This window comes from Burkholderia crassaminum (assembly GCF_964265005.1).
Classification (GTDB): Bacteria; Pseudomonadota; Gammaproteobacteria; order Burkholderiales; family Burkholderiaceae; genus Burkholderia.
Map to the genome: position 1 here is coordinate 123360 of NZ_OZ183799.1, position 13815 is coordinate 137174.

At 64.9% G+C, this 13815-nt stretch carries 11 protein-coding genes; 10 read left to right on the forward strand and 1 reads right to left on the reverse strand.

Annotated elements, in window-relative coordinates; all coding sequences use genetic code 11:
- Positions 1 to 56: 56 nt before the first annotated feature.
- From atpE to ACPTTF_RS00555, 8 genes are all read left to right on the forward strand, one after another.
- A complete protein-coding gene (gene atpE / locus ACPTTF_RS00520) occupies positions 57 to 326 on the forward strand; it encodes a F0F1 ATP synthase subunit C (RefSeq protein ID WP_006482730.1) in 270 nt (89 codons plus the stop codon).
- A gap of 129 nt (positions 327 to 455) precedes the next feature.
- The gene (locus ACPTTF_RS00525; protein ID WP_021160443.1) at positions 456 to 926 is read left to right on the forward strand and encodes a F0F1 ATP synthase subunit B; all 471 of its coding nucleotides are present in this window, start codon (positions 456 to 458) and stop codon (positions 924 to 926) included.
- Positions 927 to 928: 2 nt separating this feature from the next.
- Positions 929 to 1468 carry a F0F1 ATP synthase subunit delta gene (locus tag ACPTTF_RS00530; RefSeq protein WP_166963897.1) on the forward strand — a complete coding sequence of 180 codons (540 nt, stop codon included), beginning with the start codon at positions 929 to 931 and terminating at the stop codon, positions 1466 to 1468.
- A 44-nt stretch (positions 1469 to 1512) separates the two neighbouring features.
- The gene (gene atpA / locus ACPTTF_RS00535; RefSeq protein WP_021160444.1) at positions 1513 to 3054 is read left to right on the forward strand and encodes a F0F1 ATP synthase subunit alpha; all 1542 of its coding nucleotides are present in this window, start codon (positions 1513 to 1515) and stop codon (positions 3052 to 3054) included.
- Between the two features lie 69 nt (positions 3055 to 3123).
- Complete coding sequence (gene atpG / locus ACPTTF_RS00540) at positions 3124 to 3999, forward strand: F0F1 ATP synthase subunit gamma (protein ID WP_166963895.1); 876 nt, start codon at positions 3124 to 3126, stop codon at positions 3997 to 3999.
- Between the two features lie 66 nt (positions 4000 to 4065).
- Positions 4066 to 5460 (forward strand): F0F1 ATP synthase subunit beta, encoded by a 1395-nt coding sequence (gene atpD, locus ACPTTF_RS00545; protein WP_166963893.1) that lies wholly within the window; start codon positions 4066 to 4068, stop codon positions 5458 to 5460.
- Positions 5461 to 5613: 153 nt separating this feature from the next.
- Entirely contained in the window at positions 5614 to 6039 is a 426-nt protein-coding gene (locus tag ACPTTF_RS00550) for a F0F1 ATP synthase subunit epsilon (RefSeq protein ID WP_006477288.1), read from the forward strand.
- Positions 6040 to 6294: 255 nt separating this feature from the next.
- A complete protein-coding gene (locus ACPTTF_RS00555; RefSeq protein WP_423369981.1) occupies positions 6295 to 8022 on the forward strand; it encodes an AMP-binding protein in 1728 nt (575 codons plus the stop codon).
- 732 nt (positions 8023 to 8754) lie between these two features.
- Here ACPTTF_RS00555 and ACPTTF_RS00560 read toward each other — a convergent pair.
- Positions 8755 to 9555, reverse strand: coding sequence for a transporter substrate-binding domain-containing protein (locus ACPTTF_RS00560; RefSeq protein ID WP_423369982.1), 801 nt, complete (start codon positions 9553 to 9555; stop codon positions 8755 to 8757).
- 149 nt (positions 9556 to 9704) lie between these two features.
- Here ACPTTF_RS00560 and hemE point away from each other — a divergent pair, with 149 nt between their 5' ends.
- Entirely contained in the window at positions 9705 to 10799 is a 1095-nt protein-coding gene (gene hemE, locus ACPTTF_RS00565) for a uroporphyrinogen decarboxylase (protein WP_423369983.1), read from the forward strand.
- A 448-nt stretch (positions 10800 to 11247) separates the two neighbouring features.
- Positions 11248 to 13509, forward strand: coding sequence for a primosomal protein N' (locus tag ACPTTF_RS00570; RefSeq protein ID WP_423369984.1), 2262 nt, complete (start codon positions 11248 to 11250; stop codon positions 13507 to 13509).
- Positions 13510 to 13815 lie beyond the last annotated feature (306 nt).

The following is a 13815-nucleotide window of genomic DNA, read 5'->3' on the forward strand; positions in this document are numbered from 1 at the left end:
GTTTCCGTTTTAGTTTTTTAAATCTCAGTTCCAAGTCTTTTCACAAAGGAGTGATCATGCAAGCTTACATCGCCAACATCCAGGGTCTGACCGCCATCGGTATCGGCATCATCATCGGCCTGGGTGCAATCGGCGCCTGTATCGGTATCGCGCTGATGGGTGGTAAGTACATCGAAGCCTGCGCACGTCAGCCGGAACTCATCAACCCGCTGCAAACGAAGATGTTCCTGCTGGCTGGTCTGATCGACGCGGCATTCCTGATCGGCGTGGGTGTTGCAATGCTGTTCGCGTTCGCGAACCCGCTCCTGTCGAAGCTCGCAGGCTAAGGTTCCTCGGAAATATGCGTCCGGCGCAAGCCGGCGCAGGGCGGAACGGAGACTTGGGGCGCTGATCGAATGCAACTCGATGAGCGCCTTACCGTTTCATTTTTCCGGAATAGCAGATAAGGAAACACCGTGAATCTCAACGCAACTCTGTTTGCGCAAATGGTCGTGTTCCTGGTCCTCGCGTGGTTCACGATGAAATTCGTGTGGCCGCCGTTGATCAACGCCCTCGACGAACGTTCGAAGAAGATCGCCGACGGCCTCGCCGCCGCCGAAAAGGGCAAGGCGGAACTCGACGCAGCGCACAAGCGCGTGGACCAGGAACTCGCGCAGGCCCGCAATGACGGCCAGCAGCGCATCGCCGACGCTGAAAAGCGTGCCCAGGCGGTCGCCGAGGAAATCAAGGCCAACGCCCAGGCTGAAGCCGCCCGCATCGTCGCCCAGGCGAAGGCGGAAGCAGAACAGCAAATCGTGAAGGCGCGCGAAGCGCTGCGTGGCGAAGTCGCTACGCTGGCCGTGAAGGGCGCCGAGCAGATCCTGAAGCGCGAAGTCGATCAAACGGCCCACGCCCAACTGCTGAATCAACTGAAAGCCGAGCTCTGATCATGGCCGAACTTGCAACCATCGCCCGCCCTTACGCAGAAGCGCTGTTCCGCGTGGCCGAGGGCGGTGACATCGCCGCCTGGTCCACGCTCGTGCAAGAGCTGGCCCAGGTTGCGCGTCTGCCGGAAGTACTGTCGGTCGCGTCGAGCCCGAAGGTGACGCGCACGCAAGTAGCCGAGTTGCTGCTTGCTGCGGTGAAGTCGCCGCTCGCGGCCGGCGCCGAAGCAAAGAACTTCGTGCAGATGCTGGTCGACAATCATCGCATCGCGCTGCTGCCGGAAATCGCCGTGCAGTTCGAGGCGCTCAAGAACGAACGTGAAGGTGCCGCCGACGCCGAGATCGTAAGCGCGTTCCCGCTGAACGGCGCGGATCTCGACAGTCTCGTCTCGGGCCTCGAACGCAAGTTCAAGCGCAAGCTGAAACCGACGGTCGAAGTCGATTCGTCGCTGATCGGCGGCGTGCGCGTGACGGTCGGCGACGAAGTGCTCGACACCTCGGTTCGCGCGCGCCTCGCATCGATGCAGGCTGCCTTGACCGCCTGAGCGCCACGCCGGCACGCAACAGAATTGACTATCAGGAGCGAATAATGCAACTCAATCCCTCTGAGATCAGCGAGCTGATCAAGAGCCGGATCCAGGGCCTTGAAGCGAGCGCAGACGTTCGCAACCAGGGCACCGTGATCTCCGTGACCGACGGTATCGTGCGTATCCACGGCCTGTCGGACGTGATGCAGGGCGAAATGCTCGAGTTTCCGGGCAACACGTTCGGCCTCGCGCTGAACCTCGAGCGCGACTCGGTCGGCGCGGTGATTCTCGGCGAATACGAACACATCTCGGAAGGCGACATCGTCAAGACGACGGGCCGCATTCTCGAAGTCCCGGTTGGTCCGGAACTCGTCGGCCGCGTGGTCGATGCGCTCGGCAACCCGATCGACGGCAAGGGCCCGGTCAACGCCAAGCTGACCGACGCGATCGAAAAGATCGCCCCGGGCGTGATCTGGCGTAAGTCGGTGTCGCAGCCGGTGCAGACGGGCATCAAGTCGATCGACGCGATGGTGCCGATCGGCCGTGGCCAGCGTGAGCTGATCATCGGCGACCGTCAGTGCGGCAAGACCGCAGTGGCGCTCGACGCGATCATCAACCAGAAGGGCAAGGACCTGATCTGTATCTACGTCGCGATCGGCCAGAAGGCTTCGTCGATCATGAACGTGGTTCGCAAGCTCGAAGAAACGGGCGCGATGGAATACACGATCGTCGTCGCCGCTTCGGCTTCGGATTCGGCAGCGATGCAGTACCTCGCACCGTACGCCGGCTGCACGATGGGCGAATACTTCCGCGATCGTGGCCAAGACGCGCTGATCATCTATGACGACTTGACCAAGCAAGCCTGGGCATACCGTCAGATCTCGCTGCTGCTGCGCCGCCCGCCGGGCCGTGAAGCGTACCCGGGCGACGTGTTCTATCTGCACTCGCGTCTGCTCGAGCGTGCGGCTCGCGTGTCGGAAGAGTACGTCGAGAAGTTCACGAACGGCGAAGTGAAGGGCAAGAGCGGTTCGCTGACGGCACTGCCGGTCATCGAAACGCAGGCTGGCGACGTGACCGCGTTCGTTCCGACGAACGTGATCTCGATTACCGACGGCCAGATCTTCCTGGAAACCGACCTGTTCAACGCAGGCATCCGCCCGGCAATCAACGCCGGCGTGTCGGTGTCGCGAGTCGGTGGCGCCGCTCAGACGAAGGTCGTGAAGAAGCTGTCGGGCGGTATCCGTACCGACCTCGCGCAGTACCGTGAACTGGCTGCATTCGCACAGTTCGCATCGGACCTCGACGAAGCGACCCGCAAGCAGCTCGAGCGCGGCCGCCGCGTGACGGAACTGCTGAAGCAGCCGCAGTACCAGCCGCTGCAGGTGTGGGAACTGGCCGTGTCGCTGTACGCCGCGAACAACGGCTACCTCGACGACCTCGACGTCAAGCAAGTGCTGTCGTTCGAGAAGGGCCTGCGCGAAAACCTGAAGACCAGCCACGCTGACCTCATCAAGCGCATCGAAGACACCAAGGATCTCTCGAAGGACGACGAAGGCGCACTGCGCTCGGCGATCGAATCCTTCAAGAAGTCCGGTGCCTATTGATCCGCGAGTGACACACTGAGGCCGCGCGGGTGCTGATGCGCCCGCGCCGCTTCGGTCAAGGAGCAAGCTATGGCTGGAATGAAGGAAATTCGCGGCAAGATCAAGAGCGTGCAGAACACGCGCAAGATCACGAAGGCGATGGAGATGGTGGCCGCATCGAAGATGCGTCGCGCGCAGGAACGCATGCGCGCCGCTCGTCCGTATGCGGACAAGGTCCGTGCCATCGCCGCGCACATGAGCCGCGCGAACCCGGAGTACCGCCACCCGTTCATGGTGGCGAACGAAGGCACGAACACGGCCGGCATCATCCTCGTCACGACGGACAAGGGTCTGTGCGGCGGTTTGAACACCAACGTGCTGCGTGCGACGGTTCAGAAGTTCAAGGAGCTGGAAGAGAAGGGCCAGAAGGTCGAAGCCACGGCGATCGGCAGCAAGGGCCTCGGTTTCCTGAACCGCTTCGGCGCGAAGGTGATGTCGCAGGTCGTGCACCTCGGCGACACCCCGCATCTGGACAAGCTGATCGGCGCCGTGAAGACGCAGCTCGATCTGTACTCGGAAGGCAAGCTGTCGGCGGTTTATATCGCTTACACGCGCTTCGTCAACACGATGAAGCAGGAAGCCGTGATCGAGCAGCTGCTGCCGCTGTCGTCGGAACACTTCGAAGCCGATGACGGTACGCCGGCCACGTCGTGGGATTACATCTACGAGCCGGACGCGCAGGCAGTCGTCGACGAACTGCTCGTGCGTTACGTCGAGGCGCTGGTGTACCAGGCCGTCGCGGAAAACATGGCGTCCGAGCAATCGGCGCGCATGGTCGCGATGAAGGCCGCGTCCGACAACGCGAAGACGGTGATCAGCGAACTGCAGCTCGTGTACAACAAGAGCCGTCAGGCCGCGATTACGAAAGAACTGTCGGAGATCGTCGGCGGCGCAGCCGCTGTTTAAGCGCGCGCCACGGACGACAACTGCGCCTTTGCGCGAGTAAAGAATCAGGTATTTAAAGGAAAAGCGATGAGTACTGCTGCTTTGGTAGAAGGCAAGATCGTACAGTGCATCGGCGCCGTTATCGACGTGGAATTCCCGCGCGACAGCATGCCGAAGATCTACGACGCGCTCATTCTCGATGGCTCGGAACTGACGCTCGAAGTCCAGCAGCAGCTGGGTGACGGCGTGGTCCGGACCATCTGTCTGGGTGCATCCGACGGCCTGCGCCGCGGTCTGGTGGTGAAGAACACGCGCAAGCCGATCTCGGTGCCGGTCGGCAAGCCGACCCTCGGCCGGATCATGGACGTCCTCGGCCGTCCGATCGATGAAGCTGGCCCGATCGAAAGCGCAACGACGCGTTCGATCCACCAGAAGGCTCCGGCGTTCGACGAACTGTCGCCGTCGACCGAACTGCTCGAAACGGGTATCAAGGTCATCGACCTGATCTGCCCGTTCGCAAAGGGCGGCAAGGTTGGCCTGTTCGGCGGTGCTGGCGTGGGCAAGACCGTCAACATGATGGAGCTCATCAACAACATCGCGAAGGAACACGGCGGTTACTCCGTGTTCGCAGGCGTGGGCGAGCGTACCCGTGAAGGGAACGACTTCTACCACGAAATGAAGGACTCGAACGTTCTCGACAAGGTCGCGCTGGTGTACGGCCAGATGAACGAGCCGCCGGGCAACCGTCTGCGCGTCGCGCTGACCGGCCTGACGATGGCCGAGCACTTCCGTGACGAAGGCCTCGACGTGCTGTTCTTCGTCGACAACATCTACCGTTTCACGCTGGCCGGTACCGAAGTGTCGGCACTGCTCGGCCGTATGCCGTCGGCAGTGGGCTATCAGCCGACGCTGGCTGAAGAAATGGGCAAGCTGCAAGAGCGCATCACGTCGACCAAGAAGGGCTCGATTACGTCGGTCCAGGCCGTGTACGTCCCTGCGGATGACTTGACCGACCCGTCGCCGGCTACGACCTTCGGCCACTTGGACGCAACCGTCGTTCTGTCGCGTGACATCGCTTCGCTGGGTATCTACCCGGCGGTCGACCCGCTCGACTCGACGTCGCGCCAGATCGACCCGAACGTGATCGGTGAAGAGCACTACTCGATCACCCGTCGTGTTCAGCAGACGCTGCAGCGCTACAAGGAACTGCGCGACATCATCGCGATTCTGGGTATGGACGAACTGTCGCCGGAAGACAAGCTGTCGGTCGCGCGCGCTCGTAAGATCCAGCGTTTCCTGTCGCAGCCGTTCCACGTTGCTGAAGTGTTCACGGGCTCGCCGGGCAAGTACGTGCCGCTGAAGGAAACGATCCGCGGCTTCAAGATGATCGTCGACGGCGAGTGCGACCACCTGCCGGAACAGGCGTTCTACATGGTCGGCACGATCGACGAAGCCTTCGAAAAGGCCAAGAAGATCTCGTAAGGATTCGAGTGAGTCGCACGGCGCGTGCCAGTCGGGATTAACAGTCGGACTGATAACCCTGGCCGGTCGCGCCGACCGCAACACGCTCAATCCGCCGTGCATGGGACGAGGGCGGGCGCCGCGAGGCGTTCGCACTCGTTGACAGGAGTCGATATGGCAACCATCAAAGTAGACGTCGTCAGCGCGGAAGAGCAGATCTTCTCGGGCGAGGCGAAATTCGTCGCGCTGCCGGGCGAAACGGGTGAGCTGGGTATTCTGCCGGGCCACACGCCGCTGATCACGCGGATTCGTCCGGGTGCGGTGCGCATCGAAGTCGAGGGCGGCAACGACGAATTCGTGTTCGTCGCGGGCGGCATTCTCGAAGTGCAGCCGGGCGCCGTGACGGTGCTCGCCGATACCGCGATCCGCGGCAAGGACCTCGATGCGGCGAAAGCCGAGGAAGCGCGCAAGCGTGCCGAGGAAACGCTGCAGAACGCGAAGTCGGATCTCGACCTCGCGAAGGCGCAATCCGAGCTCGCGACCGCGATGGCGCAGCTCGAAGCGATCCAGCGTCTGGCGAAGATCCGCAGCCGGCACTAAGCCGCGCCGCGTATCCCGCGAAAGAAAGCAGCCTTCGGGCTGCTTTTTTTTCGCCTGTCGTTTTCGTCTGTTTTTTGCGGGTCGGATCATTTCGTCCGGTCGTGCTATTTCACCCGCCTGCCGCGATTCGATGTCAGAGTGTCGTCAGCGGAGCGCGGCATCATCCGCGGAGAGGCTGTCCGCCGCGATGGCGGCGGAGCAGGCGCGCGTGAGCCGCGTGCCGGGCCGATCAGACAAAAACGGACGGAGACATTCATGGCAGCAGACCTTGGCGTGGGCGCGCTGATCGCGCCCGAAAACGGCTTGTCGTACGTGCGCGGCACGACCGACGTGCCGCTCTCCGAAGCGACGATCGGCCGGTTCCTGCTCGACACGGCCGGCCGCTTTCCCGATCGTCCGGCCGTCGTGTTCCGCGAGCAGCAGGTGCGCTGGACCTGGCGCGAGTTCGCGAACGAGGTCGATGTGCTGGCGTCCGGGCTGGCCTCGCTCGGCATCGTGAAGGGCGATCGCGTCGGCATCTGGTCGCCGAACCGCAGCGAATGGCTGCTCACGCAGTTCGCGACCGCGCGGATCGGAGCGGTGCTCGTCAACATCAATCCGGCCTACCGGCTGTCGGAGCTCGAATACGCGCTGAACAAGGTCGGCTGCAAAGCCGTGATCGCCGCCGAGCGTTTCAAGACGTCCGCCTACGTCGAGATGCTGCAGACCATCGCACCGGAGCTCGCGACCGCGACGCCGGGCGACCTGCATGCGGCGCGCGTGCCGAGCCTGCGCACGGTCGTGTCGATGGGCGACGTCGCGCCGGCCGGTATGTTCCGCTTCGCGGACGTGATGGCGCGCGGCCGCCAGGCCGTCGATCCCGCGTTGCTCGATGCGATCGGCGCGACGCTCGCGGCCCATGAGCCCATCAACATCCAGTTCACGAGCGGCACGACGGGCAGCCCGAAGGGCGCGACGCTCACGCATCGCAACGTCGTCAACAACGGGCGCTCGATCGCGACCGCGATGCGTTTCACCGAGCAGGACACGCTGTGCATTCCCGTGCCGCTGTACCACTGCTTCGGGATGGTGCTCGCGGTGCTCGCGTGCGTGTCGAAGGGCGCGGCGATGGTGTTCCCGGGCGAAGCGTTCGACCCGGTCGCGACGCTCGCGGCGGTGGCGGACGAGCGCTGCACCGCGCTGCACGGCGTGCCGACGATGTTCATCGCGGAGCTCGATCATCCGGCGTTCGCGCAATTTGACCTGTCGACGCTGCGCACCGGGATCATGGCTGGCTCACCGTGCCCGATCGAGACGATGAAGCGCGTCGTGTCGCAGATGCACCTGTCGGAGATCACGATCGCGTACGGGATGACGGAGACGAGCCCGGTGTCGTTCCAGAGCTCGACCGACGATCCGCTCGAGAAGCGCACGACGACGGTCGGCCGCATCCAGCCGCATCTGGAGGTGAAGGTCGTCGATCCGGGCGGCGATATCGTGCCGGTCGGCGCGACGGGCGAGCTGTGCACGAAGGGTTATTCGGTGATGCTCGGCTACTGGGACGACGACGCGAAGACGCGCGAGGTGCTCGTGGACGGCTGGATGCATACGGGCGACCTCGCCACGCTCGACGCGGACGGCTACTGCAACATCGTCGGCCGGCTGAAGGACATGGTGATTCGCGGCGGCGAGAACGTCTATCCGCGCGAGATCGAGGAATTCCTGTTTCGGCATCCGAAGATCCAGAGTGCGCAGGTATTCGGCGTGCCCGATGCGAAGTACGGTGAGGAGCTGTGCGCGTGGATCGTGCTGCGCGCGGACGAGCAGATGACCGAGGACGACGTGCGTGCGTTCTGCAACGGGCAGATCGCGCACTACAAGATCCCGCGCTATATCCGCTTCGTCGACGAGCTGCCGATGACGGTGACGGGCAAGGTGCAGAAGTTTGTGATGCGCGACCGGATGATCGAGGAGCTGAAGCTCGACGTGCAAAAGACCGCGTAGCGCGGCATGAAGGCGGGAAAAGACGTGGCGGCCTGCGGGCCGTTACGCTTTCGATGGACGAAAAAAAGCGGGCTTATTAGCCCGCTAAAAACCACACGCTACGGGGTTAGCGCGAGGAGACCAAAGATGAAACCGAGTCCGGCGGGGGGCCGGAAACGACTCCAACAGGGATGCCCCTCGGAAGGGCTTCGGTACGTGACCGACTGGCTCGCAGCGCTTCGCGTCCGCTCACACTTGGCACACGAGACCGCATCCGTGTTGAAACCGTTGAGGCCATTGTGGGCGAATTAATGACCCCTCGCGGTAACAAAGTGTTTCAGGTTGTAACGCCCGCCAGATAAGGCTTTCCGGGATTTTTTGCTGTTTTTGAGGGCCGGGAAAAGGTCATTTTTACCCATATTTTCCGCAGCGTTTTCAGCGCATGCGCACGATGCGTTTTTCATGCGTATCAGGCGCGACGAATTGCCGATTTTCACGCGAGAAAATGCGCGGTTCGGCCGATACCGCGCATGACGATTCATTCGTCAGAAAGATTTTGAAACGTGATTGGCATGCATGGAAGTCGGCCGTTCGGCCAGTTCACCGGCTTCGGGCCGATTTTGCCGGCGCCGACACGCTGCGTCGAAGTGTAACGGCGGCGATTCGGCCGCCGCCGCACAGCCACTTTCGCGGGCGCTGGCCGCGGGGTCGGTGCGCGCTAAAGTCGCTGCGGGCAGCCGCGTGCGAACCCGCTTACTTCAGCCATTTGTCGGAAATCGCCTGGTATTCGCCGGTCGACAGCGCGAGATGCAGCCACTGATCGACGTACTGCTGGAACGCGACGTCGCCGCGCGGCACCATGTATGCCTTCTCGCCGAACTGGAACGGCTTGTCCGGATGCACCGAGCACAGGCCCGGATTCAGCTTTTGCTGCAGCAGCGTCTCGGACGCATCCGTCACCATCACGTCCGCCTTGCCCGCGAGGATCTGCTTGAAGATCGTTACGTTGTCCGGATAGACGGTCAGGTTCGCGTGCGTGAAATACTGCTTCGCGAATCGCTCGTTGGTGCCGCCCGGGTTCACGATCACGCGCGTTTCCGGCCGGTCGATCTGCGCGATGGTCTGGTATTTGTCGGCGTCCGCGCAGCGTGCGATCGGCGTCTTGCCGTCCACGACGTACGGCTGCGTGAAGAACACGCGCTTCTGGCGCTCGAGCGTCGTCGAGACGCCGCCCACCGCGACGTCGCATTTCGCGACGAAGTCGCCGGTCAGGTTCGGCCAGCTCGTCTTCACATAGTCGGTCTTCACGCCGAGCGATTTCGCGAGCGATTCGGCCATGTCGATGTCGATGCCCTCGAAGCGGCCGTCCGCGCGGTAATACGAATACGGCTTGTAGTCGCCCGTCGTGCAGACGCGCAGCGTGCCGCGCGCGAGCACGTCGTCGAGCCGCGAGCCGGCGCCCGGTGTGGCCGAAGCTGCGCCCGCGGCGGTCTGCGCGTGCGCGGCGGCGCAGCACAGCAACGCGGCCGCGGCGAGCGTGGCGAATGGTTTCATCGGTCTCCTCCGTCGTTTCGTTCGATATGAGCGTCCGATCATAACGGAGCCATCGCGCGCGTCATATGGCCGCCATCGCGTCGGCATGTGCAGCCTGGCGGCGGCTGTCCGGTAAAATGCCGCTTTGCCTTCGCATCGTCGCTCCTACCGTGGCCCATACCCTGCTCAACGACACCTTCCTGCGTGCGCTTCTGCGCGAGCCGACCGACTACACGCCGATCTGGCTGATGCGCCAGGCCGGCCGCTACCTGCCCGAATACAACGCGACGCGCGCGCGCGCCGGCAGCTTCCTCGGTCTGGCGAAGAATCCCGACTACGCGACCGAAGTGACGCTGCAGCCGCTCGAGCGCTTTCCGCTCGACGCCGCGATCCTGTTCTCGGACATCCTGACGATTCCTGATGCAATGGGGCTCGGCCTCGATTTCCAGGCCGGCGAGGGGCCGAAGTTCGCGCATCCGGTGCGTACCGAGGCCGACGTCGCGAAGCTCGCGGTGCCGGATATCGAGGAGACGCTCGGCTACGTAACGGGCGCGGTGCGCGAGATTCGCCGCGCGCTCACCGACGGCCAGGGCCGCCAGCGCGTGCCGCTGATCGGCTTTTCGGGCAGCCCGTGGACGCTCGCGTGCTACATGGTCGAAGGCGGCGGGTCGGACGATTTCCGCACGGTGAAGTCGATGGCGTATTCGCGCCCCGACCTGATGCACCGGATCCTCGACGTGAACGCGCAGGCGGTGGCCGCGTACCTGAACGCGCAGATCGAAGCGGGCGCACAGGCCGTGATGATCTTCGATACGTGGGGCGGCGCGCTGGCCGACGGCGCATACCAACGCTTCTCGCTCGACTACATCCGCCGCGTGGTGTCGCAACTCAAGCGCGAGCACGACGGCGAGCGCGTGCCGGTGATCACGTTCACGAAGGGCGGCGGGCTGTGGCTCGAGGAGATCGCGGCGACCGGCGTCGACGCGGTCGGGCTCGACTGGACGGTCAACCTCGGCAAGGCGCGCGAGCGCGTCGGGGGCCAGGTCGCGCTGCAAGGCAACCTCGACCCGACGATCCTGTTTGCGCCGCCGGCCGCGGTGCGCGAACAGGCGCGCGCGGTGCTCGACAGCTATGGCAACCATCCGGGCCATGTATTCAACCTCGGGCACGGCATTTCGCAATTCACGTCGCCCGATCACGTCGCCGAACTCGTCGACGAGGTGCATCGCCACAGCCGCGCGATCCGTAGCGGAGCCGCTGGCTGAACGCAAGCGCTGTCATGCTGCACCGCGGGGTGACAGTGTTTCGTTATTGAAACTAAACAGGGCGCAACCCCGCACCGGTTGCCGATTCAGTGCTTGTCAAGACTTGACTTATACACATTTTCCACGTTGCAGCGCGGTAGAGCCCTGTATCGGTCAAATTGTCTCGCTATGGTTCGGTAATTTGAATAGCAGCCTTATGGAATAAGGCTCCGCGGGGCGCCGCGACAAGCGGTCAAAATCAGCGGAAAGCGCGGCCCCGCGTGCGTTGCGGCCCGTGAGCGGCGAGTTCTCAACAAAGTTATCCACAGGCTGGGCAGGGTATACGGCGATTCCTAATGCGAATCCAAAACTTAGCGCCGAATCTGAAGTTTTTCTTTAAGTCCGTCGCCCCGATGCGGACGCGGATGCCGGCTGTCCATGCGGTGCATGCCGCCGCCGGAGCGCCGCGATGAGCGGTACCTACCTGCGCGTCGCGCTCGACCATCCGCTCGCCACCCTGTTCGACTACCGCTGCGACGCGCAGCCGACACCCGTGCCCGGCACGCTCGTGCAGGTGCCGTTCGGCAAGCGGCAGGCCGTCGGGCTCGTCTGCGAAGTGACGACTCACACCGACGTGCCGCCGTCCCGGCTGCGCGCGATCGACGCGATCTGCACCGACCTGCCGCCGTTGTCGCCGGATTGGCTCGCGCTCGTGTCGTTCGCCGCCGATTACTACCAGCGCGGGCGTGGCGAGGTCGCGCTGCCGGCGCTGCCGCAGGCGCTGCGCGATGCGGGGCGCTGGGGGCGGCTGCTCGCGCCCGAGGTGCGCTACCGGCCGACGGAGGCCGGCCGCGCGGCGCTGCCCGATGCCTTGCCCGCTCGCGGGGCCGCGCTGCGGCGGCTCGCGCAGGCGCTGGTCGACACCGGCTCGCTGGCGCTGCCCGATGCGCGCGCGCTGCACCCGAAGGCGGTCGCGACGCTGGATGACTGGGCGGTGCGCGGCTGGGTCGACGTCGAGGAGATCGGCTGGGCCGATGCGCCTGTGCCCAAAGCTGTGGATAACCTGTTGGCAGCCGGTGGACGAACTGTGCCGCCGGCGCTCACGGACCAGCAGGCCGAGGCGCTCGACGCGATCCGCGCCGCGCAGGGCTTTGCGCCGTTCCTGCTGCACGGCGTGACGGGCAGCGGCAAGACCGAGGTCTACCTGCATGCGCTCGCATCGCTGCTCGACGCCCGGCCGGACGCGCAGGCGCTCGTGCTCGTCCCCGAAATCAACCTGACGCCGCAGTTCGAGGCCGCGTTTCGCGCGCGCTTCGCGGGCGCGCTCGCCGACGACGCGATCGTCACGCTGCACAGCGGGCTCGCCGAGGGCGAACGTGCGCGCAACTGGCTCGCCGCGCATACGGGCCGTGCGCGGATCGTGCTCGGCACGCGCCTCGCGGTGCTCGCATCGATGCCGACGCTTGCGCTGATCGTCGTCGACGAGGAGCACGAGCCCGCGTACAAGCAGCAAGAAGGGCTGCGCTATTCGGCGCGCGATCTCGCCGTGTGGCGCGCAAAGCAGCTCGGCCTCACGGTCGTGCTCGGCTCGGCGACGCCGTCGCTCGAAACCTGGTGGCAGGCGGAGCAGGGCCGCTACACGCGGCTCACGCTGTCGCGCCGCGCGGTGGCCGACGCGACGCTGCCGACCGTGCGGCTGATCGATCTCGAAGAGGAGCGGCGGCGCGGCCGCGCGTCGATGGGCGGGCTGTCGGGGCCGCTCGTCGCGGCGCTGAAGGCACGGCTCGAGCGGGGCGAGCAGAGCCTCGTGTTCCTGAACCGGCGCGGCTACGCGCCGCAGCTCGCGTGCGATGCGTGCGGCTGGGTCGCCGGCTGCCCGCGCTGCAGCGCGTACGTTGTGCTGCACAAGCCCGAGCATGCGCTGCGCTGCCATCACTGCGGCTGGGAAGCGCGCATTCCGCGGTCGTGTCCCGAGTGCGGGAATGTCGACATCGCGCCGCTCGGGCGCGGCACGCAACGCATCGAGGAGGCGCTCGCCGAGGCCGTGCCGGGCGCGCGCGTGCTGCGGATCGACGCGGACAGCACACGCCGCAAGGGCAGTGCGCAGGCGCTCTTTTCCGATGTACATGCGGGCGAGGTCGATATTCTCGTCGGCACGCAGATGATCGCGAAGGGGCATGACTTCCAGCGCGTGTCGCTCGTCGGTGTGCTCAATGCCGACACGGCGCTGTTCTCGCACGACTTCCGCGCGAGCGAACGGCTGTTCGCGCAGCTGATGCAGGTGAGCGGCCGCGCGGGGCGTGCCGGGCTGCCGGGCGAGGTGATGGTGCAGACGCGCTACCCGCGTCACGCGCTGTATCACGCGCTCGGGCGGCAGGATTACGTCGGCTTCGCGAATTCGACGCTTGGCGAGCGCCGGGACGCGCACCTGCCGCCGTTCGTCTACCAGGCGCTGCTGCGCGCTGAAGGGCGCACGCTCGACGCGGCGCTCGGGTTCCTGCTGCAAGCCGCGGCCGCGTTGCCGGGGTTGCCCGGCGCCGATCGCGTGACCGTGTACGACGCGGTGCCGATGACGATCGTCAAGGTCGCGAACGTCCATCGCGCGCAGTTGCTGCTCGAAAGCGCGTCGCGGGCGGCGCTGCAGCATGCGCTGCGCGCATGGCAGCCGGAGCTGCGCGCGCTGAAGGGCGTGCTGCGGTGGAGCGTCGAGGTCGATCCGCTGGATATCTGAGCGGCGCGCCATGCGGCCGTCGTGCCGCGTGCCGCTGCGTTGAAGCCAGGGCCACCGGGCACCCCGAAGCGTCTCTTGCCGCCCGGTCGCGCCCGGGTGCCATATCCGCCGTCACACCCAGTGCAACCCGTTTTCCCCCGCCGCCGCGCGCGGCGAAGGTTGCGCACGCGTGTCAAACCGGCCCGCTCAGGGAAAACACCGATCCTCCGACCACGGGCAACTCCTAGGTTGCAACCGCATAAGTGGCTGATTATATTGGCTAACTTGCGGGTGCAACCTATCTCGCAATTTGGTTGCACCTTTTTA